This window comes from Bradyrhizobium sp. NBAIM14, assembly GCF_020193895.1.
In the GTDB taxonomy this organism is placed as follows: Bacteria; Pseudomonadota; Alphaproteobacteria; order Rhizobiales; family Xanthobacteraceae; genus Bradyrhizobium; species Bradyrhizobium yuanmingense.
Genome location: NZ_JADYVQ010000003.1, coordinates 503,766 through 528,301 on the forward strand (window position 1 = coordinate 503,766; position 24,536 = coordinate 528,301).

A 24,536-nucleotide genomic window follows, 5' to 3' on the forward strand; every position below is an offset into this window, starting at 1 on the left:
GGTGAGCCATCTCACCCGCGGCCCGAAGCCATCAGCTCGCTGCGCGGAACTGCACTTCGGCGTTGTTGATGAAGCATGTCTTGTCGAACAGCTTCAGGTCCAGCGGGTTCGGCAAGCGGACATCGCTGAGATCGGGGCAGGGCTTGGCTGCGGGATCATAGGATCGATCAATCTGCGAGATGAAGACGACGATCAGCCCCGTGTCGCGCGCGAACGATTTCAGCGCGCGCACCTGCACCGTCAGGTCGGGGTTTTCCCGCCTCTGATCGAGCAACTGCAGGTAGTCGATCACGACGAAGGTGCCGCGCGGCGCCGCTGCCATCTGCTTGACGACGTAATCGGCGCTGATCCCGTCGGAGCAATCCACCTCGAACAGCTTGTCGAACTGTGCCGGCTCCACGCCGATGACCCGCAGACGCTCCAGCACATCCTTCTCGGTATATTCGAGCGAGAAGAATGCGGCGCGATGGCCGGACTTCATGGCTTCGACGGCAAGTCCGAGGCTCATCAACGTCTTGCCCTGGCCGGGACGCGCCCCGACCAGCACCAAATCGCCCGGACGGAATTGCGCGAACAGTTTGCTCGCGGGACTCAGTGCGGCTGCTTTGGCCGCAAGCATGCTCCAGGCGGAAAACCCTTCCCTCGCAGCGACGCGGTCAAGCGCGTCGTGGAGCGGAAGGCCGGCCTCGCGAGACAGGCGCCTGGCCTTGCGCTTCAGATGGTAGATGGGCGCAGACAGTTTCATCGTCAAAACCTCCCATTGCGAGCATGGATCGCAACCCCTCCTTATGCCTGGCGCTCGAACAGTCGGCCGATGATCAACTCGCCCGGCATGAAGTCTGCTTTCCCGGCGGAGGGGGGAGGCGTGGGCGGCACCGAAATGAAGCGTAGCTGATTCCGCGACGGGCGGAGAGCGGCGCGGTCGGCTCAAACAGAAAAAGTATTAGACTGCCGCTTCCGGCAGCAGTGCGCGGGTCGGCCCGAACAGCTCCTCGAACGCCTGCCGGAGCGCAATATCGACATCGGCCATGGTCACGAGCTGGCCGAGATCGACCAGCGAGGTGACGCCGTAGCGGGGATCGACGACACCGCAGGGCACGATGCCGGCGAAATGCGACAGCTCCGGCTCGACATTGATGGCGATGCCGTGAAACGAGACCCAGCGCTTCAGCCGGACGCCGATCGCCGCGATCTTGTCTTCGTGCTCGGGTCCCTTGTCGGGCCGCCTGACCCAGACGCCGACCCGGTCCTCGCGCCGCTCGCCGCGGACGTTGAAGGCGGCGAGCGTCTTCAGGATCAGCTCCTCCAGGCTCGCGACATAGGCCCGCACGTCCGGCCGGCGGCGCTTGAGATCCAGCATGATGTAGGCCACGCGCTGGCCGGGCCCGTGATAGGTGAGCTGCCCGCCGCGCCCCGTCGCGAAGGTCGGGAATCGGGAATCGAGCAGGTCCGATTCCTTGCCCGAGGTGCCGGAGGTGTAGAGCGGGGGATGTTCCAGCAGCCAGACCAGTTCAGGGGCCTCGCCCGCGGCGATCGCCGCGACACGCGCCTCCATGGCGGCCACGGCCTCCGGATAGGGCACCGGGGCATCCGAAATCCGCCATTCGACGACTTCGCCGCCTGCGGCGGAAAACGACGTCAAATCGAGGTCTTGGCGGTGGCTTTCAGGGGAATTAACCATTGGCTAACCATAACGTGGTGATCATCTCTGGAGCAAATGAAGAGTCCCAAGTCTCAAGTTGCGGCGGTCCTGACAGTGCCCACTCTCGACAAAGTCACCGTGGATCTCATGGTCGTCCTCGGGACGACCACGATGCCGATCCATCAAGTATTACGTCTTTCCCGCGGCGCCATCATCGAGCTGGACGCAACTGAGGCCGACGAAGTCAAGGTGCTCGCCAATAATCTGCCGGTCGCCTCCGGCGTTGTGCTGGTCGACCGCAACAGAATCGCGGTCGAGGTCAAGCAGATGCTGCCGCGCTCGCCGGGGACGCGGTAGGCTCCCGGTCACACGGGACCGGGCAAGCGGTAGCGGCCTGGGTATCCTATAAGGCCGATCTCCTGGAGGAGGGCGGCGTTTTTCCTGCCAAGCTTGTGGAATTCAGGGCTTTTGCAGGCTTGTATCCCCCTGATGGATTTGTTAGATCGGCGCCGCTGATCCGGCCGCCCGAACGACCTCAGGCCGGCATCTCCTAGCGCTCGTGGCGGAACTGGTAGACGCGCTGCCTTGAGGTGGCAGTGGGTAACACCGTGGGGGTTCGAGTCCCTCCGAGCGCACCACAATTTGCAAATCGCTGGCGGGTTGCCCACCGTGGCGGTGAATACGAGTGTGCAAGAGCCGTCGAAAGTGAACGCAAGCTCACTGTGTGGCTTGCTCGTTGCCCTCAAGATTTCACCCCCCATCCTAAGTAATGATGAGTTTCAGCGGAGAGCCGGCCGCAATGATCCCACGCCTGTCGGGCACGTTGCGGACGATTGGGGGCGGGGTAATCCGGGAAAATGCCTGGCATGCTCAGTTGCCGACGCTGCTGTTGAGCTCGCCAAACAAGCGGCGGATCGCGTCCACGTTCTTCGTCATCGAGTAGAGGTTGCACACGTTCAGGTCTCGGGAGGTGCCTGGCGAGGACGGTTGTCAGTTGCGGGTTTGGCATGCGCCAGCTCGCGGGTCGGTCAGACATACCCAGCTAGAACATAATGGGAACGAAAGAGGCGATACGGTCGCTCGTTATCGTTCTCCACGCCCGTTGGGCATCGATGAAGCGGTCCTACACTAACGGGGATCCAGAAGAGCGCTTGCAATTCCATGCTGGCCTTCAACTCCAGGGAGCATAGTCGTCACAATTGCCCCTGAACTGCGGATGCCTTGCGTGCGATGTCTCATGCTCGGCGGCCTCGGGCGCGCGATGCCGACGATGATCGTCGTCTTTGTCCCGAGCGCCGTGCTTCCGCCCTTCTTACTCTCTCGCGGAGCCGCCTCAATTGGGCCAGCAGGCTGACGAGCTCGATTCTTGTGTCACGCAGAACAGCCAGGCTGGAAATCCCACTACTCACTACAACACCCCCAAACAGGCCTTTGCCGAATTCGTGACGGAAGCTCGGATTTGTGGCGACGTGCCAACAACGTCTAAGCGATGGCCACCGGGGGCGTCGGTTCGTTTTACGACAATGCGCGAAAATATTCTAAATGGTTGCAATGCATTGCAACAGCAACGCGCTATCGGAAGGGGAATATCAACACACTCTCCGAAGCGCGCGCGTCATTTGCATCAGCACGTTGGCGCTGTACGAGCTACCTCTACTGTTCTGACGATCGGCTCCTCGACCCAGGCCTCGCGGGCAAACCAGTTGTGATTGGCCCGACAGTCCGGACAAAGAGTATTGCCGAAAAACACGATGCTTCGCAGGAAAGTCTCACGATCGGATTTGATGCCGGTCGGAATCGCGCGGCCGGATTGCGGACATTTGACCATGATCATGCCCATACGAGCCTCCCTGAAACACGTATTTGTCGAGAAAAAGGGCCGGCCGGCTGGAGTGCGCTCTCGTCGGTGCGGGTGACTTGGGGGGCATCGCACCTGGGGTCGTTGTTCGAGCAAAAGGGCAGCTTGCTCGTGACGACGCTTCTCCAACCGACCGGATTCCTGCTTGGCGAATTCTTGGGATAGCTGCGGGCTTTCGCCGCAACTCTGAATAATGTCCGACCTCAACCGAACGCTTCTGGGAGGCGCCTAATAACCGTCATGTCGAAATACCCGCGACTTCGTGTCGAACGTTCCCCCTGCGAGAAAACCATCAATTGCCTCTCGACGGACAGATCAGCCAACCGCATCACTGGTGTCACTCCCCTCGGTGCAGTCCATTAACTATTCTCTTTTTTATTATTTGTGCAAATTAAAACTCGCCTTGTCGGTCTGATTTACGACTCTCGGCTGATTTATTTTTGCGCGGCGCGATGCATTACCGAAAAACGTCAGTCCCTTTTCTCGTAGGCTTCTGCAGGCCACCATTCTCAAGTCGGTTCGGCACGTGGTTGCGCTTTGTCACGGTATTGAATGCTCGCCCGAGGTTCAAATATGAAACAAATTTTGATTATAAGCAAAATCTGCAAATCTCGTTGGTTAATTGCTGCCGATCACGTAAGGTACACTCGTCCAGGTTTCTTCGGCTGGAGGAGACAATGTGGGAATCAATTCTTAACGAGTACAACCTCACCTCGGAGACGCTGCAGCTGGCTCAGATGCGCGCAGAATTGGTCAGCATTGGCGAGAAGGAACGCATTCTAAGAGAACGGAGTGCCGATCGCGAAGCTTATCGGTACCTATTGGATGCTCATCGGTCGATCGCCAGGCCGAGCCTCATGGGAGAGCAGGGGTTGAACATTTCTCCTCAAGACGGGGGCAAGGACGGTCAGCTCGCGGCATGACCAGCCGGATTGACATGTCCAAACGAGCCGGACCGGTGGCGTGTGTTCGGGTGAACGAAATCGCAGGCGCCGCAGACCGGGCTAGATTGAGTCTCGCAGGTGGCGGCGGGTCCGCTTGTCCGGTGCCGCGACAACATCGCATCCCGGAGGCTGTCGCCGCCTCGCCGGTACAGGCGAGGCAGAATGGTTCACATTGGTGGAAGCCGTGCTGGAAAGATCGTCGGCAGAGATAGTATTGAGACCGGCTCCGGATGCAGTATTCGCGCTGTTGGATGGTCGACCAATGATCTTCAGCGAAGCGGGGCAGAAGATTTTTGAACTCGACCGAGTAGGGGCATTCATCTGGTGCAAGTTAGGGGAAGGCTCCTCGCTTGGAGACATTTATCGGGGGCTTGCGGCGCAAGGCATTGACGAGCACACGGCACGCCAGTTCACGCGACAGGTCGTAGATGTCTGGGTCGATCGAGCGTTGCTCGAAGTCGATTGGCGAATGCCGACCGATTGCGCCTTCTCAGCTCATCTGGGTCGCCACAGAATAGACATCCGGGCTGCAAATCCGGACCTCTTGAGGCGGCTGCTGTCGCCATTCAGTGTGTCGGACCAGAGTGCCGGCGGCGACGGCGACATCGCGATCGAGGCAATGATGCTGGATGAACAAGTGTTCTTGCGCGCAGAAGATTCCAGCATTTCCAGATGCGAAGTCGATGCACTAGCCCCTACGATCAAAGCTCACGTCACCGAGCGGCTTATTCGAAACATTCGCTGGGTGTTCTCCCTTCATGCCGCTTCTCTCGTGAACGACGGCATGGGCCTGTTGTTATGCGGCCATCCGGGAGCAGGAAAGTCTACCCTCACATTGCAACTGGTGGACGCCGGATTTCGGTACGCTGGCGATGACGTCGCGCTGGTTGGCGGTGACGGAACGATCTGCGGAGTACCGTTTGCGCTCACCCTCAAGGAAGGATCGTGGGACTTGCTCTCGCGACTACATGGCGACCGCTACGATGCGACGCATTGCCGCTCCGACGGCGTTCGGGTGCGGTACGTACCCATTCCTGATGCGCAGAACGAAAGCTTCTCCGCAGGCTGGATCATCTTCTTGAACCGGGTCGCGAGCGGTCCGACCGAACTAACCGAAATAGATCGTTTGGATTCGATGAGGCGGCTCATCGAGCACGCATTCGCCAGCGATGGTAGACTGTCGCAGACTGGCTTTCTTGCTTTAAGGCGGATTGTCGCGGGTGCGCAATCGCTTCAACTCACCTACTGCGAGGCCGGAGAGGCTCGGCGCCTGCTTGTGGATCTGTGCAATGGCAAGGCATAGCAGCGCGGTCAGGAGCCTCTGCAATTGCTTGCGAGGCATGCCGCCTGTCGACATAGAGTGGACCTCAGTCATCGGGCTCGCAAATCAGACCCTGACGACGCCGGCGCTCATCGATTTTGTCGACAAATTCGCGTCGGTGCTGCCGGAGGACGTCTGCGCCTATATTCGCCATATCCACCATCGAAACGGGCTGCGCAATGACCGCCTCGTCGCTCAACTCGAAGAGGCCGTCGTTGCGCTGAACGGTCATGGCATTACGCCGGTCGTGCTCAAGGGGGCTTCGACACTGGCGACCGCGCCCGAGGCGCGAAGAGGTCTTCGGATAATGTCCGATCTGGATATCATGGTCATGCCAGACGACGCCAGAACGGCTGTCGCCGCGCTATCTGGAATTGGTTACGATATCCATTACCAGACCTCTCCCGAAAGCCATAAATGGTATGCCGATCTGAATCGCCCCCAGGATGTCGGATCCATCGACCTGCAGCAGGCAGCTCCAGGTCCTGCGTACCTCTACCAGAACTTCGGGCCTGCACTGAACCATTGTATTCCTGCGCCGCTCGGACGGGCACGCGTATATATCCCCACGCCAACCTTCCAAGCGCTGATGTTGATCATCCATGACCAGTTTCAAGACTATGGTTATTGGCTCGGCGACCTCGACCTGCGGCACCTTGTTGAATTGCGCGACCTAAGCCACTCAGCCGAGCCTGTCGATTGGGAGAAGCTTACCTCTCGTGTCTCGGGCGACTTGATGAAGAACGCGGTTGAAACCCAGCTGATCGCCGTTGCCGAGCTGCTTGGCGTCGATATTCCACACGCGTTGCGCTCCCGACTGATTCCTCGCCTGCAGTTCATGCGTCAGTTGATACAAGCACGCTTTCCGGCTACGCGCGTGCCTCTCCTGGCGATGAGTCTTCTGGACTTCAGAAACTACCGCCGAGAGGCAACTATCGTTTCGACAAAAACAGGGGCGAACCGACGGGGATTGTGGACTGTGCCAAGAGCTAGCACCTTACGACTTCTTTTGAACGCGACGACCGCAGCTCGTGCGGGCAAGGTCTAAGGCCAGCGAACGTCAGCGCTTTCGCGACTGAGGCGTCGGTTGGCCAAGCGGGTTTTCGATCCGCCGGCTGTTCGAGGCGGAATTCGCCGCTCGGGACGCACGGTGGAAATCGCCAGCTCAATGCGGTTTGTCCGACTTTGGCGCATCTAGGAATGCTCTCGACCACCAGCATTCCGTTCGGACGATTCGCCGTTCTCGGGGATCTTGAACTCCTCGAGCGTGTGGCCCGATTGCAGGGCGGCAACGAGCCAGCGGGGCTGCTTACCACGTCCGGACCAAGTCTCTGTTGGCTGAAGCGGATTGAAGTATTTCGGCACGACCTTCGGGTATTTGCGACGAGGCGGCTGGCCTGTTCCCGCCTCAGTCGCCCCGCTTTCAGCTCCGCCGAGTTGATCCGGCTGGTTGAGCTGCGCAAGACGCTTTTCTAGCTCTCGCTTTTCGGCGGTGATCTTTTCGGCGAGAATCTTTGTCAGCTCCTCGTGAAGGAGCCAAAGTTCCTCAAAATCCATGGCTTCGAGATCTTGCCTTCGCATTAGCATTTCTCGACACCGTTCGACTGACCCGTCGTCATCCAGCCATTCTTCGTCCGAGTGACAAATGAATGTTTGACCAAATCAGTGCTCAAATTGACCATGCAATAAATCTATTATATATTATTTAATAATTAATGCGACGATTATTTTATTAATTGATCTTGGTGGCAAAGAATCTTGCGAAGATGCGTAGAGGAGGCATGGTTTGATCGAGTATCCTCTTGAACGTCTTCAGGTTTCAGTCGGCCGGTTTGCGGCTCCGTCGACCGTGTTGTCCGATATCCGGGCCCTGAGCTTCCAAATCGAGCTCAGACGGCGCGCGCTGAAGGATATTGGGATTATTAGCTGCCGTTTGCGTCGCTGGGGAGGCCGCAAGGCGGTAGGCCAACCGAGGCTTAACAAAAGCAGTCCGGCGCGTCAGCATCTCATGCTGCGGCGTGGCAGCGGTCCCTGACGGGATCGGCTCATATGCCATCTCTGATGGGGCTTGAGCAGTTCCCGCGCGGTGATTAAGCAAATAGATGTGCGCATCTCCTGTACGCGGGTAAATTGTGCGGATCGCTCATTTTCCCGGCTTGATTATTAACGTGGACCCAGTTATCTGGAGCGCCAGTTCCAGTTCGGTTCCAAACATTCTTCTGGGATAATCGGGCTCTCTGTCTTGATTAATATATCGACAGAGGCAATATTGGGTTGGGCGCAACTACACGGTGAGATCATGGCGGCTAAGAAACTTGAGTTAGAAGCGATGTCCCTTGACGATCTCTGGTCGCTTCATGAGGAAATCAGCGGGATCCTGTCTGACCGGATCAAGGCGGAAAAGAACGAGCTGGAAAAGCGCTTAGCGGCACTTGGGGGCGGGATGGCTGTTTTGGCGGATTCGAGCCCGGCAGGCGCGTCTTCGACCGGCAAGCCGAGACGCAAATATCCTCGGGTGCTGCCGAAATATCGGAATCCGCAGACGGCCGAGACCTGGTCGGGACGTGGTAAGCGGCCGCGCTGGTTGGTTGCCGCAATGAAGTCTGGCCGGAGAATTGAAGAGTTTCGCATTGGCGAAGCAAGTCCGAAGCTTCGCCAGCGCGCGTGACTAATCGGTAATTGGCAGGAGTGTAAGGGCCAATAAGAGGCGCTACTCGCATGATCTGTGCTCTAGTAGGCATTGCGCCCTCGCAAGACCTCTACCGGAGTTCGCAGGAGGATTGCGAGATCCAACCCAAGACTCCAGTTGTCGATGTACCAGAGATCATATTGGACACGTGTTTCGACCATGACTGCTGTGGGAGTGGCGCCCCGGCAGCCATGGACTTGAGCCCAGCCAGTCAATCCCGGCCTGACCCGGTGCCGAAGCGCGTAGTTTCGCACAAGCTTGTCAAATTCACTGTCGTGAGCCACGGCGTGAGGACGCGGGCCCACGAGCGACATGCTGCCATCGAGAACGTTTAGCAGTTGCGGCAATTCATCGAAGCTCATTCGGCGCAGCCATTTGCCGACGCGGGTAACGCGTCGATCGGCGCGGTTGGCCTGAAGGATTACGGGCCCGTCCTCGAGCACACGCATGGTCCGGAATTTACGGATCAAGAAGATTCGGCCGTTAAAGCCACAGCGTTGCTGCCGAAAGAATACAGGACCCGGGGAATCTAACTTGATCGCCACCGCGGTGAGCGCAAGCAGCGGGGCGAGCATCACCAATGCGAGGCCCGCACCGATAACGTCAATCGTCCGCTTGATCGCGCACTCCAGCGGTGTGAGGGGGCCACGCTGGAGCTCTACACAAACGGCGCTTCCAAGACTCCGCTTGGGGTGTCGAAGCAATTCGGATGTCGTGCCAACGGGCACGAATATAATCGGGAAGGGCAAAACGCGCAGATCGGCAACAAAGGCTCGCAGTTCGGGCCATCGCTCCGGTTCAGCTTCCACCACCACCTGATCAAGATGGCAAGTGCGGATGTAGTCGATGACGCGCGTCGTGAGCCGCCTTCGGCAGGCAGGACCGAAGCCTAACGGAGGCAAGCTGAACCGTTTCTTGACGAGATACCCGTGCATCGACAAGGTCTCGGACAATCCCACGTTCTTCGCCAATGGTTGATCGCTGATCAGAACAATGTTTGTAGTGGCGAACCTCCTGCCGCTCAGGGCCCTTCCGAGAAGCACCTTGACTCCCCACCGTTCGCCCAAAAGTAAGCTCAGGCTCAAGACCGCGAAGAGCAGGCCTGGGTGCTGAGAGGTCTCCGGGCGAATTGCGAAGCCGTACACCGCCAAGATGAAAAGTACTGAAGACATCCAAGCTAAACAGACCGCGCGCATCTGGTTTCGGAGGACGAGGAGCTCAACCGGCTGATAAAGGCCGTAGGTCTTCAGCAGGCAAACGAGACAAGCTGCGCTAACCAGCGCCAAGCCAAGGGCGTTGGCCAAGTTGGCCGCGGCTTGCCCATACTGAGCTTGGTAAAGCAATGTAGAGACGAGACTGGCGAACAGAATAGTCGCAACATCAGCACCGAGCACCACGTGCTCGATCGCGTCATAACGGAGGGGCCATTTGGGCTCGCGGAATACCGTCGGTTCGGGACTGAGGCGATCCGTAACCTCCCGATCGGGGAAATGTCGGTTCACGAAATTCATGTGCCGGGGGCTCTGCTATTTAATATTTAATTATTTATTAATTAATCGCGCTTATCAAGCAAAAACCCGGGTTCCGCAAATTTAATGGCGTGCGCCCCTTTGTCGCCGATCTGCGATCGTGGCGTGGGCTGAGGCGCGGCTCTTGAGGTTATCGAGAACCCCTTTGCGAACTCTGCGCGTGCACCTGGTCGAGGAACGTCGGATCGAGTTCCGAAATCAGGCCTTCGAAATAGATCTTACCATCAGCCGAGGCTGACCGGTACGCGGTCACAAGGGCTGGCTTGAGGGCAGGGCGATGCCTAACGACGAGGCTGACGTCCCGTTTGATCAATTCCCGCAGGTCGGGCTCCCGCACCATGACATCTGCGGCGAGTGCGACCGATACGCGCAACGGAAGCAGGTCCAAATCATTCGGCGCAGTATAGTATGACATTCTGAGCATCGCTGCCGTGTTGGGCTGGGGCGAACTGTGCTTCGACGTCGCCGCGAGCAAGAGCCAAATGTCGCCGCGGAGTGGCGAAGAGCGCAATGCACGGGCAAACTCGTCCGAAGTCATGGGAGGAGCTGTCCTTTGTTCGTCGGCAGCCAGAGCTGAATCCCGGTTGAATGTTGATTCCCCTCGGATCAACAAATCTTTGCGCGCTGCCGCAAGGGAAATCGTCTTCGACATCGCGCTCGGCCCTGCTGCTGCAGTCGACAGAACTGCCGGCAAAGACGATCTTGCACCGAGATACCGCTCAGGAAGGGCCATCCACGCTGCCTCCACGATCAGCACAATACCAAGTACCATCAGGCTAACGCGGGGCCAAATGGCGACTACCGTTGGGGTCGACGTTCGGCGAGGCGCAGGTGCTTGAACTGCAATTTGGTCAGACGTCGCTTTCGGCTCAGAAGATATGGCGTCACGTCCTGCGTCGGAGAGGCTTTGACCGAACGCCAGCCCAAAAAGCGCAGCGAACAGAAGCGATGCTCCTAAACCCAGAATACCATGATCGGAAAACGCGAGTATCGTCACTGCAATCAATGCACCGGCGCCCAGCGCTGGGAAGACGTAATCGTAAGCACGCGACAGAGCACGTCTGATCAGCACAGAAGCGCAGAGCAAGGCAGCAACCACGACCGCGCAGAGAAAAGCCCACCCCATGTCTATAACGATCGTGGCGGCGGCGGTTGGTCTTTCCAGCGAGTCGCCAACTCCGGCGTCCTGATAAATCGGCAAAAGTACCGTCGAAGCACCCGCACCGGATCCTGCCGGCGCGACGTCCTGCAGCATCCGTTCTGTCGCGGCCTGACTGCTCATTGACAAGACGATCGTCAGATCGGTGTTCGTTCTGAAGGGAATGACCGTAGCCGTGGCAATGAAGACAATCGTGGCAGTCGCAAGGACGCCAGCGGTACCCCACAATCCCGGGAACCACCTGCGAACCGCGAACACCGAGAGCAAGATTTCTGAGCCGAGGAGGGCCGAGACGAGTGCAGTTGAGTTGCCCCGAATGAGCAGCGCCGCCATACAGACAATCAATGCGATGGTCGCGACGGACAACGCAGGGAGAGGGCCTAGCGCAATTGTTCCTGGCCGACTGCGTCGGAGTATTTGATCGACCGCACGAATTGCCGTTGCGCAGGAGAGCAACACACCGAGCACCGCGACGGTTGAGCCATCGGGCCCAGCCACACCGGTTATTTCCCTGCCGAACCACAAGGCGGTAACGATTGTGGCTATCGACAGCAGAATATGTAGCAGTCGCGCTGCGCGATGTCGGTCAAGCGCGATGACTGCTGCAGTGAGACCTGCAGCAAGCACGGCGCAATACTGCACGAGCGAGAACATGGTCGCCGTGGTGTCGACTGTGATTTTTTCGGCGAGGGGCTCGTTTAAGGTCGCCGATGCAGTAGCCCAAATGGGATTGCCGAGTTTGCCAATCGGCATCGGCACCGCCTGCAAAGCCATCCAGAGCGCCGGAGCCGCGAGTACAACGACGAGACTAGGACGGAGCAGTTTAGCAAGCCCGAGGGAGGAGGGAGGTAGAAAGATCGCGACCGTTAGCGCCGCTGTTGCGAGTACCACCGATATCAATACCCAGGCCTGCAGGCTTTCTGGCATTGCAAGCGCCGCGGCAATCGCCACCAACTCGGCCAATATGACAAGCCGGACCATCATGTGAACACCCGTGGTGTTGTGCGGTCACTCCGCTGGTCCCTCAGGCCAGCTAAAGGGGCAGGCCGCTATGAGCGAGCCTCAAGAGCCAGAAAGACCATAACGGATGTAATGGCTATCATGGTAATAGTAGCTCCGATGACCGTCATATCGAGCCATCGCCTTGGTATCGGTCTTGCTGAGAACTGCCCCAATCAGAGATTCGTGAACGTTTGGTGCCGTGTGCAGTGCGTGTTGCACGACATCAATCTTGGTCCGGCCCCATTCAACAACGAGAATGTAGCAGTCAATCAGGGATGAAGTGGCTCGAACATCCACCAACGGCGTCAAGGGCGGAAGGTCGACGATGATGTAGTCATACTCGGCTCGTAAACGGTCGAAGAGTTTGCTTATCGAGTCCGCGCAAAGAATTTCGCTGGTGTGGAGCAAAGGTCCGCGACGCACGGCGGGCAGAAATGCAAGATTGGTCGTCGGGTCCCTCCAGACAACTTCGGCGAGCGACCGGCTACCGTTTGCTACTTCGATGATCCCGCAGGCCGCCTTGGGCGCGAAGATGCCGGTTAGTGACGGATTCCTGAGGTCGCAATCGACGATGATAGCTCTTTTGCCGGTGTGCCCGATCAACTGTGCGAGCGAGGCTGCAATCGTGGTCTTCCCCTCATTCGGTAACGCAGAGGTAATGCCGACGACCTGGGAAGAGATTTTCGCCGGGTTGTGGTCGATCGCTAGCTTGATGGAACGAATGGCCTCCGTATATCGAGATAGTGGCATCCCGACCACGGTCTGATGAATTGCGGTTGGAGACGAGGCTATCCGTCGCTGAACATCATCATCGGTCTTCTGAAGGCGGATTGGTGGTTTGGGAGATTTGCGGGCCGGCAACAACGGGACCAAAGATAGACAAGGCAACTCCAGTACGGTTTCCACCTGTGAAGAGGTCCGAAAGACGCGGTCCATGAGGTCTCTGAGGAGCGCCAAGCCGATGCCCAGCGCGAGACCGCCGAGAATGCCAAACGCCAGGATCAACCTTGCTTTCGGCTTGCTCTTGCTCGCCGGCGGCGAAGCCGGAAAAAGTACCCGCGTATCCGAGGTGGGAAACGTCTCCTGCTGTGTAGAGCCCATGTAGCGCTGAAGGAAGGTCTCGTACAAGCTATGCAGGCCCTTTGCCTTGCTTTCCAAGTCCTTGATGGTCAGCTCAGCAGAATTGACCGAACGGGATTGCGAAACGGCTTTGGATAATTGCTTTTCGATCTCTTCCTGGCGCTGTTTGGCCAGTTCGAATTCGCTTCGGCTGACCTCGGCAAGTCTCTTGACCTCGTCAAAAATGGAGACGCGGAACTCTCGCGCGCGGTTCCGGATATTGACGACTGCCAAGTGGTCACGACCGACCCTCGCGGCCAACTCGGCCTCCCGTCTGGTGAGCTCCAGATATTGCTGGCGTAGCCCGGTAATAATCTGGCTGTTAAGCGCATCCGTTCCAATAGCATCCAGATTGTCTATCGAGGACGGCTTTTTCGGGTCGACGGCAAGGAGAGTTTCATAACGAGCCAACTTGGCGGTGGCTTCAGATGTCTGAGCACGTGCGGCGGCCAATCGATTGTTGATCTCCGTGATCTGCTGCTCGTCGATGGGCTTTCCACCCAGAGAAACAATGTTGTTCTGAGCCTTGTAGACGTCGACGGCACGTTGCGCGGCGAGGGCTTGGTCCCCCAGATCACGTAGCCTCTCCTGCAGCCAACTGGTTGCCTTGCGATTGGCGTCGAATTTTGCATTGAGCTGGTCTGCAACATAAGTGTCGGCTATCGCATTCACGATCTCCGCGGCCCGAGCTGCGTTGCTCGAGCTGTAGCTGATCTCAATGACCCGGCTGTACCCGACACGTCCAGCGGAAAGCCGACTGAGAAATGCGTCTACGAGAGTGTCCGATGGTTCGCCATTCGTCTCGGGTGGCGCATCCTTCTTCGATCTAGTCGAGGGCCATGGCCAAATTCGTTGCCAGAGCGCCTGCAAAGAGAGGCCGGATGCACTAAAGTCCGGATCCTCGGCCAGTTTCAACTTGTCAATTACTGCAACCGCATTGGCCTTTGATCTCAGGAGCTGAAGCTGTGTCTCGATTTGACTGAGATCGAAGGCCGGCTCGGCGAGGAGTGATTGCTGCTGGACAAATTGAGGCCTGGGATTGGCCAAAAGGATCTGAACCTGCGCCGTATAGGTTGGGGAAGCCACACGGAGATAGAGCAAGCTGGCCGCAGTGGCGAGTACGGCGGTAACAAGGATTACGAGATACTGACGCCGTAGAAGCCCGATGCCGAAATTGATGACGTCGGTGATCCCTCCACCGTCCGCCTGGGCGGGTTGCGCCGGTCCGTTCACCGGCAGCCGCATTCTATCCGCATGTTGAAGATTGTTCTGAAGCATCACGTACCTGTCCGACGATTGGTCACATTGCGCCCGCCCGTCCGCAGGCGGCATTTAAAGCGATCTGCGAGATGGTATGAAATTATATACCTTATAAAAACCTGCTTGCCAAATTAAATAGACAATATATTAATCGAAGCGGAGATGAAAAATGCAGGTGTGGCGGCTTTGCTCAAAGGGGCGTTTGCTAATGCCCTGAGATTTCTGTGACTTGCAGGCTGATCTAACGGCTTTCGCCGAAATCGTGCGACGGTTTCGTGGTTGATTGTGAGCGTGAAGATTAATCTCGACGGGGATTATGGTCCGCCTCAACGAATTGAGAGCGGACAGAAGGGTACCCAATGTTGGAGCTGCGATCCTTGGCGATCCCTGATGTCAAAGTCATTCGCACAGATCGGTTTTCCGACGCCCGCGGTTACTTCTCTGAGACCTTCCAGCGATCAGCGTTTGCAGAGAAGGGAATTCTCCATGACTTTGTTCAAGACAATCAGTCCAGCTCGGATCAGATCGGCACGGTGCGCGGCCTGCACTTCCAGCGGCCGCCGTTCGCCCAGGCGAAGTTGATACGGGTGTTGAGCGGGGCGATTCTCGATATTGCAGTTGACCTCCGGCGTTCATCGCCCAGCTTCGGCAAGCACATCGCGATACAGCTGGATAGTGAAACCGGCGAGCAGGTGTTCATCCCGAAGGGGTTTGCGCACGGCTTCTGTACGCTGCAGCCCAAGACCGTCGTCTTATACAAAGTCGACCAGGTCTATGCCCCAAGTCATGACGGTGGCGTTTATTGGGCTGATCCAAGGTTAGCGATCGAGTGGCCCGTGACGTCCTCAGAAGCCCATGTGTCGCCAAAGGATCAGACTCTTCCTACGCTCAGCCAGCTCGGTTGCGTTTTCGACTAGTGGAGACGAGTAGAATGCGTATCTTGGTGACCGGCGGAGCGGGCTTTATCGGTTCTGCGGTCTGTCGCCGTTTGGTGCTACAGACCGGTGCCGCTGTGATCAACATAGACAAGTTGACGTATGCAGCCAATCTGGCTTCGCTCGCGAGCATCGAGAAGCTGGAGACTTATGCGTTCCTGCAATCCGACATCTGCCATCGCGCGGCCATGGATCTTGCGTTCGCTGACTATGAGCCTGACGCGATCATACATCTGGCCGCCGAAAGCCACGTCGACCGCTCCATCAACGGACCCGACGCCTTCGTCAATACCAATGTGGTTGGCACCTACACGCTCTTGGAGACGGCCAGAGCCTACTACGAACGTCTACCGGCTTCGAGGCGGAGGCACTTCCGATTCATCCATGTGTCGACAGACGAAGTCTACGGCTCGTTGGGACCAGATGATCTATTTCGCGAGGATACGCCCTACAGGCCGAGCTCGCCCTATTCGGCGAGCAAGGCCGCCGCGGACCACCTCGCACTCGCGTGGTTTCGGACCTACGGCCTGCCGGTGATGGTGTCGAACTGCTCGAACAATTACGGGCCGTATCAGTTTCCGGAAAAGCTCATCCCGCTGACGATTCTCAATGCGATCGACCGGAAGCCTCTGCCGGTCTATGGCGACGGAAGGAATATCCGCGACTGGCTTCACGTCGATGATCATGCCGCGGGCTTGATACGACTTTTGCACGAAGGAAGGCCCGGCGAGAAGTACAACTTCGGCGGAGATGCCCAGCGATCCAACCTGGAGGTCGTCACCCGGATCTGTGACGTTGTGGATCGCTTATCTCCGGGCGCGGGGTGCAGACGTTCTCTCATTACGTTCGTGCCGGATCGTCCCGGGCATGATGCCCGCTATGCAATAGACGCATCGAAAGCACATCGCGAGCTCGGCTGGAAACCGATCAGAACCTTCGAACACGGCCTGTTCGAAACCGTCGGATGGTATCTCAAGAACCGCGCCTGGTGGGAGCGTGCTCGTAGTGGGGTCTATGACGGCTCGCGTCTGGGTCTCCTGGCCGCCCAAAACTGAGGTGGAGATGACAGATCGACCAATCCTCTTTGCCGGACGGAATGGTCAGCTGGCAATGTGCCTTCGTGATCTTGCCACAACGCGCGGTTTGCCTGCGGTGGCTCTCGGGCGCCCAGAACTCGATCTAGAGAATCGGGAAGGTATCGACAAGCTCATTGCGTCGATCGGGCCGTCTGCGATCATCAACACGGCCGCCTATACGGCGGTAGATCAGGCCGAAGCTGAAGCGGCGAGGGCCTTCAGCATCAATCGCGATGGCGCGGCCGCGCTGGCGGATGTCGCGTGGCAAATGAACATTCCGCTCATCCATCTCTCGACCGACTATGTATTCGACGGTGCGAAACCCGAGGCGTACGACGAAAGCGACATTCCGGCGCCGTTGAACGTCTACGGCGCATCCAAGCTTGCCGGGGAGGCTGCTGTATTGGCAGCGCACCCGCTCGCGACCGTGATCAGATGCTCCTGGCTTTACAGTCCCTATGGCAGCAACTTCGTCCGAACGATGCTGCGGCTATGCGAGACGCAGCAGGTCGTAAGGGTTGTCAGCGACCAACATGGTAACCCGACTTACGCGTTCGACCTCGCAGAAGCCGTCCTTCGGATCGCTCAGCAATCACTAACCGACGATCGCAGGGCCACGGCCGGCATTTTTCATCTCGGTGGCCAAGGCGAGGCAAGCTGGTACGATTTTGCGCAGGCAATCTTTCACGAGTGTTCCCATCGTGGAGCGCGGATTCGGGCGCTCGAGGCGATCACGACTGAGGAGTTTCCGACCGCTGCGCGCCGGCCTCTGAACTCGCGTCTGGACTCATCCAAGGCCGAACGCGTGTTCGGGATCCGCTTGGCGCCTTGGCGCCATTCACTCCAAGCTTGTCTGGACCAGCTGGTCGGAGAAGGAGAAACCGATGCTGAAGGGAATCGTGCTGGCTGGCGGCAGCGGAACGCGCCTCTATCCGATCACACGAGTGGTCAGCAAGCAGTTGCTTCCGATCTATGACAAGCCCATGATCTACTATCCCCTGTCGACGCTGATGCTGGCAGGGATCCGCGAAATTCTGATCATCACCACGCCGTCGGATCGGTGTCAGTTCGAGGGATTGCTAGGCGACGGCAGCCAATGGGGGATCAAGCTTAGCTATGCCGAACAAACCCGCCCCGCTGGTCTGGCAGACGCGTTCATTGTCGGGGCCGATTTCATCGGAAGCGATCGCGTGGCGATGGTGCTTGGGGATAATATTTTCTTCGGCGATGGCCTGAGCGAGTTGCTTGCCAGGGCGGCAGGTCGCGCGGAAGGCGCAACCGTCTTTGCCTATCACGTGCGAGACCCAGAACGGTACGGCGTGGTCGCGTTTGATGAAGCGGACCGCCCCGTGTCGATCGAAGAGAAACCCAAACGGCCGGCTTCGAACTGGGCAATCACGGGGCTGTATTTTTTCGACAACCGCGTCGTCCGCTACGCTCGCCGTGTCGAGCCATCGGCGCGCGGCGAGCTCGAGATTACCGATCTTCAGATGCGTTACCTTTCGGCCAATGCGCTCCACGTTGAACGCATGGGGCGGGGATTTGCGTGGTTGGATACCGGCACGGTCGAATCTCTCATCGACGCAGGAACGTTCGTCCAGACCCTGGAGAAGCGGCAGGGAATGAAGATTGCGTGCCTCGAGGAGGTCGCGTTCAGACTTGGCTTCATTGATCGCGATCAACTTCTAGCGTTGGCTCAACCATTGGAGAAGAGCGGCTACGGCAAATATCTGAGCGAAATCACGCGACTGCCGCAGTTTGCCTCGCGTTAGCACCACTCGGCCGATATCGAATCTGAGTTAAATTAATGTATTGAATTGACCGCAGTTTAAAAGACAATTAAAATATTGAGAGGCGATTATTTATTTAATCGGTATGCTCATGCTGGTTCAAAAGGCGAACGCCTTCGGCCGGGGAACTCGGCACGTTCTTTGGGAGCAGGATGTTCCAGCCCTTTGGCAGGAATTGCCGGTCGCGAGCGCTTTCGCGGGTTTCGACGCACTTGGCCTCTGGGCTCCGCGGGGTGTTGATCGGTCAGTAAGCGGGGCATTCGCTCCAGGGGGGGACGTCTCGTTCTTCGAACGGACGTCTCGGGCCGACTCGGCGGGCTTGCGCGGCGTTTTGCCCGCTCTCTTCGCTGCACCTTCCCGGTCGCGATTGCCTGCGCTGCTATCTTCGACGTCTTTGACGAGCGGTCATAATGGCCTGACGCCAACGCTCTCATTTGTGGCGAGCGAAGCGGCGCGGAAATCACAATCGACTTCCACCCCAGGCGCCACTCACTGGGTGCATCCGATTGACGGAGCCTGGAATGTCGCAGCGAACTGGAGCGCCGGGCTCCCAGGCACCATCGACGCTGCGTTCCTCGATGCAGCCGGAACGTATGTCGTCACGAGCTCGGGCGGTGTTGATATTGGGAGTCTAATCCTCGATGCAGGTGCGACGCTTTCGTTGGATGCCGGCTCGCCATTTATCGTCGAACGCGATGTGCTGAACAATGGGACAGTCGAGGTTGGAGCGTTCCTCGGCAATCGCATTCCGACCGGGGAGTTCAGGGGTGACGTCAGCGGTACTGGATCTTTCGAGATTGCAGACAAGGCGATCTTGGAGATCGGAGGTTCGGTTTCCGGCCAGTTCTTGAATGGATCGTTCTCCGGCATAACGGTGTCGTTCGAAACGGGAACTGGCACGCTTGTCCTCGATCAGTCGGCCAACTTCCACGGCTTGATCGCGGGTTCGTCGCCGGGAGCGCCGCTTGCGCCAGGCAACCTCATCGACTTGAAGGATCTCCCCTTTACATCGTCGATGTCGGCGACCGTCCAATACGACAATAGCTCGAATATCAGCACGGTCGATTTCAGCAACGGTGCGGCCAATGTCTCCCTGCTGTTCTCGGGGATGGACTTGAATTGGAATTTTGAAAGCGATGGGCAGGGAGGCACCATTGTTTCCGATCCGCCCACGAATCCCATTGTACTGGAAAACCAGAAGCCAGGTACGCCGAAGAGTGTCTGGCAGATTCAGCCGGGCGAGAATTCAACTCTGACAGAAGGATTTGCGACAGCAATCAGCACCAATGTCGGAGGGACGGTCCAATTCAAGATCAACAACCTGACCGGCAACCCGAACTATCGCGTCGATGTCTACCGGCTCGGCTATTACGGCGGCGATGGTGCCAGGCTGGTTACGAGCCTGCAGCATCAGGCCGCAACGGCGGTCGTCCAACCCGATCCATTGCGCGATCCGTCGACCGGGCTCGTCGATGCCGGCAATTGGAGCGTGACCGATTCCTGGAGCGTACCGGCCGATGCGGTCTCGGGCGTCTACATAGCCAGCGTCGTCAACGGCACCGAGATTTTCCAGATCCCATTCATCATAAGGAACGACGCTTCGCACAGCGACATCGTCCTCCAAACAAGTGATCAGGACTGGCAAGCCTACAATGGCTGGGGAGGGGCCAACCTATATTTCGGGAATGGTCCGGGCGTCCGTGGATCAGCCTACGCGGTCAGTTACAATCGCCCCCTCATAACGCGTGACGGCGAGGGAACTTTTTCCGAGGGGGGAGACTCCCCGTTCACGGCTGAGTTTGCGGCCATTCAGTGGCTCGAGCAAAACGGGTACGACGTTTCTTACATTTCGGGAATCGATGCTGCGACAAACGGCTCGTTGTTGCTCAATCACAAAATCTTCATGGACGCGGGGCACGACGAGTATTGGACCGAAGCTCAGCGTGCCAACGTACAGGCCGCAGCGCATGCTGGCGTGAACCTTGCATTTCTCACAGGCAACGAGATCTATTGGAAAACAAGGTTGGCACCCAGCATCGATGGCAGCGGATCAGCCAATCGCACACTCATTAGCTACAAGGATACGCACGCAAATGCGTTGATTGATCCAACAGGACAGGCGACCGGCAATTTCTCTGACCCGCGGTTCGGTCCGCCTCTCCCCTCGAACGAGTTGACCGGTACATTGTTCGCGGTCAACGCATTCCGGTACGATACGATCACGATACCGTATCCAATGACCCAGTTGCGCTTCTGGCGCAATACGGCTGTCGCGCAAACGTCACCCGGGCAGACCGCCTCGCTCGTACCTGGCCTGTTAGGCGTTGAATGGGACACGGCGCCGGACAACGGATTTCGCCCAGCGGGGTTGATGAGTGTCTCATCTACCACATTGCAGGTGAATGGACAGCTTCTCCTCGATTATGGCAACACGTTCGCAAACGGCACGGCAACCCACAATCTCGTGCTGCATCGGGATCCCGTCAGTGGCGCACTGATATTCTCGGCCGGTTCGATCAACTGGCCGTGGGCGCTTGCAAGCGACCACGACGGACCTGCGACTCCGGTAGACCCTAATGTCCAGCAGGCGATGGTCAACCTTTTCGCTGATATGGGCGTTCAGCCGGCGACGCTGCAAGCAAACCTGACGGCCGCGATTCGGTCGACCGACACCACGGCGCCGACGTCTAGTATCGGCAATCTCTCGGCTGCCAGCGTTGTCGAGGGGCAATCGATCACGGTGACGGGGACGGCCAATGACGCGGGCGGAAAGATTGCCGGCGTCGAAATTTCCACAGATGGTGGAAACACCTGGCACCCAACCAACAGCAATGTCGGCGCGGCGACCGTGACCTGGTCATACACGTTCGTCACAGGGGCCAAAGGGACCTATAATCTCAAAACCAGGGCGGTCGACGACAGCCTGAACCTGGAAACATCCGGTGCGGGCGCAACCTACACGGTCACACCATCTTCCAACCTGACACTCTTCAGTAGTACCGATACGCCTGCGTTGCTCTCAGACAGCGACTCCGCCTCGGTTGAGCTCGGCGTCAGATTCGTCCCGGCCGTGTCGGGGAAGATCACCGGCATTCGCTTCTACAAAGGGCCTCAGAATACTGGCACCCACATCGGAGATCTCTGGACCGCAAACGGCACGCTGCTTGCGAGCGCCACCTTCACCAACGAAACCGCGAGCGGCTGGCAGCAGGTCAATTTCGCCACGCCTGTGAGCGTGAACGCTGGCACGACGTATGTTGCTTCCTACCACGCGAACACCGGTCACTATTCGTCGACCGACTTCTACTTCATCGGTTATGGAGGCGTTACGAAAGGTGCGCTCACCGCGCCGGGTAGCAGTCTCAACGGTGTCTATGCCTATGGCAGCGGCCCGACCTTCCCCAGCACCGTTTCCTCCACGAAGGCCCCGAATTACTGGGTAGACGTCGTTTTCGATGATTCAGGCGTGGCGTCGCCACAAGCTAATGGCGACAGTGGCTTCACAGTTACCCAGAATGGCTTGCTGAATATTGCGGCATCGACGTTGCTTGCGAACGACACCAACCCGTCCGGGCTGGCTTTCTCGCTTACCAGCGTCGGTAACCCGGTCAACGGAAGCGTAAGCTACAACTCGCAGAACCAGACGGTGACCTTTGCTCCTACCGATGGCTATGCCGGCGCGGCGAGTTTCACGTACACGATCACAGACACGAGCGGCCAAAGTGGTTCCGGCCAAGTGTCCCTCAAGGTCAACTATCCGGTCTCCTCGCAGAGCCTGTTCGGCACCAATGATGCGCCAAGCGTCCCCAATTCCGGGGATACCAGCCCCGTCGAAGTCGGAGTCAAGTTCACCGCATCGGTGAACGGGACGATAACCGGCCTGCGCTTCTACAAGGGATCGTTGAATACGGGTCCCCATATTGCGGATCTCTGGAGCTCGACCGGAACTCTGCTCGCGACTGCGACGTTCACGAACGAGACAGCCAGCGGCTGGCAGCAGGTCAACTTCTCTACGCCTGTGGCGATTACGGCAGGCACCATTTATGTCGCGTCTTACCATACCAACGGCAATTATTCCGGTACCCAGAACTATTTCACGACATCGCTTGCCAACGGGCAGCTAACAGCTCCGGCTGGCAGCAACGGAGTCTATGCCTACGGATCCGGAAACACGTTCCCGACGAATACCTTCAAATCCTCGAACTACTGGGTCGACGTCGTCTTCAACGGCTCCTCTAGTCCCAACAATACGGCGCCAACTGCGGTCGCCGACACCGGTGATGCCACCGAGAAGGGCGGCGTGAGCAACAGCGTCGGTGGCACGGCGGCGACTGGCAACGTGCTGACCAACGATACCGATCCCGACGCGGGCGACACCAAGACGGTCACCGCCGTCAGCTTCGGCTCGACCGGCGGCACACTCGGTTCAGCGCTGTCTGGAGCGCACGGCAGCCTTGTGCTCAATGCCTCGGGCGGCTTCACATATACGGTCAACGAGACCGATGCGGCCGTCCAGGCCTTGCGGCAATCGACCGACACGCTCAGCGATATCTTCAATTACACGATGCGCGACGCCGCCGGCGCCACGGCATCGTCCACACTCACCGTCACAATCCATGGCGCCAACGACGCGCCGGTGCTGGCCGCCCAGACCGGCAATCAGACCGCAACGGTCGGTACGTCATTCTCGTTGACGCTGCCTGGGGGTACCTTCACCGACGTCGATTCCGGGGATTCGCTCGCCTACACGGCGACAGCCGCCGACGGCACGGCACTTCCCGCATGGCTGACCTTCAACGCCTCGACGCGGACCTTCAGCGGTACACCAACGTCCAGCAATGTTGGCACCCTCAGCATCAAGGCCTCGGCCACCGATCTCGGCGGCCTGTCAGCCAGCGAGACGTTTGATCTCACGGTGACGACAACGCCCTCAACCGTGAGCCTGTTCTCGAGCTCGGACACGCCGGCCATCCTGTCGAATTCCGATGCGTCGCAAGTCAATCTTGGCGTGAAATTCACGTCCTCCGTGGCCGGCACGATCACTGGCGTCAAGTACTACAAGAGTGCAAACGACCCCGGGACTCATACGGGCTCGTTGTGGAGCAGTACCGGCACGCTGCTGGCGAGTGCGACGTTCACCAACGAGGGCAGCAGTGGCTGGCAGACCGTCACATTCAGCAATCCCGTGTCCATCTCGGCTGGCACGACCTATGTGGCGAGCTTTCACAGCAATGGTCATTATGCGTCCACCACCAACTACTTCACCACCGCGCGCACCAGCGGTCCACTCACGGCTCCTGCGAGCATCAACGGCGTCTACACCTACGGCGCCGGCAATCTGTTCCCGACCAGCACGTACAACGCCAGCAATTACTGGGTCGACGTCGTCTTCAACGGAACCAGCGGCAGCAACCAGCAACCGGTGGCTACGACTGACAGCGGCTTCCACGCCACTCAAGGCGTCCCTCTCACTATCGACGGGGCGGCACTGCTTGCCAACGATACCGATCCGAACGGAGACGCTCTGACGATCACTGGCGTGAGCGGTGCCGCTAATGGGACCGCCAGCTTCAACGCCCAGAACAATTCGGTGACGTTTACGTCAGCGAGCGGCTTTACCGGGCCGACTTCTTTCGACTACTCCATCTCAGACGGCCGTGGCGGCACTGCAAGCGCCTCCGTCAACGTGACGGTGCATGCCCCATCGTCCAACGTCGTTAGCCTGTTCAGCTCCAATCCCACGCCGAGTGTTGTATCGGCCAACGATGGCCAGGCGATCGAGGTTGGTATGAAATTCCAGGCCTCCGCCCCAGGTGATATCATCGGGCTACGCTTCTACAAGGGACCGTCCAACACGGGTACGCACGTTGCCGATCTGTGGAGCAGTACCGGCACGCTTCTGGCGACGGCCACGTTCACCAACGAAACGGCGAGTGGCTGGCAGCAGGTCAGCTTCAGCACTCCGGTGACGATCGCGGCGGGGACCACGTATATTGCGTCTTACCACAGTGCGGGGGGCTATTCTGCGGATCCAAACCTCTTCGCCAGCTCCCTCACGAGTGGACCGCTAACGGCTCCGTCGTCGTCGTCGAGCGGCGGCAACGGCGTTTACGCGTATGGGACCGATAGTTTGTTCCCGACGAGCAGTTTCAACGCGACGAGTTACGCCGTAGACGTCCTGTTCAGACCTCAGCTAGCAGCATAGGAGACGT

Annotated in this window: 18 protein-coding genes and 1 tRNA gene; 12 read left to right on the plus strand and 7 right to left on the minus strand. The window is 58.4% G+C overall.

Annotated elements, in window-relative coordinates; all coding sequences use genetic code 11:
• Positions 1-31: 31 nt before the first annotated feature.
• Both I6F28_RS11460 and lipB read right to left on the minus strand, forming a co-directional pair.
• Positions 32-745: a DNA helicase gene (locus I6F28_RS11460; protein ID WP_225139918.1), complete on the minus strand. Its 714-nt coding sequence runs from the start codon at positions 743-745 to the stop codon at positions 32-34.
• 198 nt (positions 746-943) lie between these two features.
• Positions 944-1,681, minus strand: coding sequence for a lipoyl(octanoyl) transferase LipB (gene lipB / locus I6F28_RS11465; protein ID WP_225139919.1), 738 nt, complete (start codon positions 1,679-1,681; stop codon positions 944-946).
• Positions 1,682-1,756: 75 nt separating this feature from the next.
• On the opposite strand from lipB, the gene I6F28_RS11470 reads away from it, so the two are divergent.
• The 3 genes from I6F28_RS11470 to I6F28_RS37755 all read left to right on the plus strand — a co-directional run bounded on the left by I6F28_RS11470 (position 1,757) and on the right by I6F28_RS37755 (position 2,585).
• Positions 1,757-1,999, plus strand: a complete 243-nt coding sequence (locus tag I6F28_RS11470; RefSeq protein WP_018647371.1) for a FliM/FliN family flagellar motor switch protein — start codon at positions 1,757-1,759, stop codon at positions 1,997-1,999.
• A gap of 196 nt (positions 2,000-2,195) precedes the next feature.
• Positions 2,196-2,280 (plus strand) — tRNA-Leu (locus tag I6F28_RS11475).
• A gap of 161 nt (positions 2,281-2,441) precedes the next feature.
• On the plus strand, positions 2,442-2,585 hold the full coding sequence (locus tag I6F28_RS37755) for a hypothetical protein (RefSeq protein ID WP_370141392.1): 144 nt from the start codon (positions 2,442-2,444) through the stop codon (positions 2,583-2,585).
• A gap of 681 nt (positions 2,586-3,266) precedes the next feature.
• Here I6F28_RS37755 and I6F28_RS11485 read toward each other — a convergent pair.
• Positions 3,267-3,482 carry a hypothetical protein gene (locus tag I6F28_RS11485; protein ID WP_074448160.1) on the minus strand — a complete coding sequence of 72 codons (216 nt, stop codon included), beginning with the start codon at positions 3,480-3,482 and terminating at the stop codon, positions 3,267-3,269.
• 695 nt (positions 3,483-4,177) lie between these two features.
• Between I6F28_RS11485 and I6F28_RS11490 the strand changes: the two genes are divergently transcribed.
• The 3 genes from I6F28_RS11490 to I6F28_RS11500 all read left to right on the plus strand — a co-directional run bounded on the left by I6F28_RS11490 (position 4,178) and on the right by I6F28_RS11500 (position 6,813).
• Entirely contained in the window at positions 4,178-4,423 is a 246-nt protein-coding gene (locus I6F28_RS11490; protein ID WP_225139920.1) for a hypothetical protein, read from the plus strand.
• A gap of 283 nt (positions 4,424-4,706) precedes the next feature.
• Entirely contained in the window at positions 4,707-5,747 is a 1,041-nt protein-coding gene (locus I6F28_RS11495; RefSeq protein ID WP_225139921.1) for a PqqD family peptide modification chaperone, read from the plus strand.
• A gap of 37 nt (positions 5,748-5,784) precedes the next feature.
• A complete protein-coding gene (locus tag I6F28_RS11500) occupies positions 5,785-6,813 on the plus strand; it encodes a nucleotidyltransferase family protein (RefSeq protein WP_225139922.1) in 1,029 nt (342 codons plus the stop codon).
• 146 nt (positions 6,814-6,959) lie between these two features.
• Here I6F28_RS11500 and I6F28_RS11505 read toward each other — a convergent pair whose 3' ends face one another.
• Positions 6,960-7,346, minus strand: a complete 387-nt coding sequence (locus I6F28_RS11505; protein WP_081493007.1) for an H-NS histone family protein — start codon at positions 7,344-7,346, stop codon at positions 6,960-6,962.
• A gap of 718 nt (positions 7,347-8,064) precedes the next feature.
• Between I6F28_RS11505 and I6F28_RS11510 the strand changes: the two genes are divergently transcribed.
• On the plus strand, positions 8,065-8,433 hold the full coding sequence (locus I6F28_RS11510) for an H-NS histone family protein (RefSeq protein ID WP_036013596.1): 369 nt from the start codon (positions 8,065-8,067) through the stop codon (positions 8,431-8,433).
• 62 nt (positions 8,434-8,495) lie between these two features.
• Here the strand turns inward: I6F28_RS11510 and I6F28_RS11515 are convergent, their stop codons facing one another.
• The 3 genes from I6F28_RS11515 to I6F28_RS11525 form a co-directional block, all read right to left on the minus strand.
• Positions 8,496-9,965: an exopolysaccharide biosynthesis polyprenyl glycosylphosphotransferase gene (locus tag I6F28_RS11515; RefSeq protein WP_036029161.1), complete on the minus strand. Its 1,470-nt coding sequence runs from the start codon at positions 9,963-9,965 to the stop codon at positions 8,496-8,498.
• 148 nt (positions 9,966-10,113) lie between these two features.
• The gene (locus I6F28_RS11520; RefSeq protein ID WP_225139923.1) at positions 10,114-12,126 is read right to left on the minus strand and encodes a hypothetical protein; all 2,013 of its coding nucleotides are present in this window, start codon (positions 12,124-12,126) and stop codon (positions 10,114-10,116) included.
• A gap of 78 nt (positions 12,127-12,204) precedes the next feature.
• Positions 12,205-14,541: an AAA family ATPase gene (locus tag I6F28_RS11525; protein WP_225139955.1), complete on the minus strand. Its 2,337-nt coding sequence runs from the start codon at positions 14,539-14,541 to the stop codon at positions 12,205-12,207.
• Positions 14,542-14,882: 341 nt separating this feature from the next.
• Here I6F28_RS11525 and rfbC point away from each other — a divergent pair, with 341 nt between their 5' ends.
• From rfbC to I6F28_RS11550, 5 genes are all read left to right on the plus strand, one after another.
• Positions 14,883-15,440, plus strand: coding sequence for a dTDP-4-dehydrorhamnose 3,5-epimerase (rfbC, locus tag I6F28_RS11530; RefSeq protein ID WP_036029165.1), 558 nt, complete (start codon positions 14,883-14,885; stop codon positions 15,438-15,440).
• A gap of 14 nt (positions 15,441-15,454) precedes the next feature.
• Positions 15,455-16,513 carry a dTDP-glucose 4,6-dehydratase gene (rfbB, locus tag I6F28_RS11535; protein WP_036029219.1) on the plus strand — a complete coding sequence of 353 codons (1,059 nt, stop codon included), beginning with the start codon at positions 15,455-15,457 and terminating at the stop codon, positions 16,511-16,513.
• Between the two features lie 7 nt (positions 16,514-16,520).
• Positions 16,521-17,510 (plus strand): dTDP-4-dehydrorhamnose reductase, encoded by a 990-nt coding sequence (rfbD, locus tag I6F28_RS11540; RefSeq protein ID WP_225139924.1) that lies wholly within the window; start codon positions 16,521-16,523, stop codon positions 17,508-17,510.
• A complete protein-coding gene (rfbA, locus tag I6F28_RS11545; RefSeq protein WP_109143414.1) occupies positions 17,419-18,306 on the plus strand; it encodes a glucose-1-phosphate thymidylyltransferase RfbA in 888 nt (295 codons plus the stop codon). Before rfbD ends, rfbA begins: the two co-directional genes overlap by 92 nt.
• A gap of 514 nt (positions 18,307-18,820) precedes the next feature.
• Positions 18,821-24,529 (plus strand): DUF4082 domain-containing protein, encoded by a 5,709-nt coding sequence (locus I6F28_RS11550; RefSeq protein ID WP_225139925.1) that lies wholly within the window; start codon positions 18,821-18,823, stop codon positions 24,527-24,529.
• Positions 24,530-24,536 lie beyond the last annotated feature (7 nt).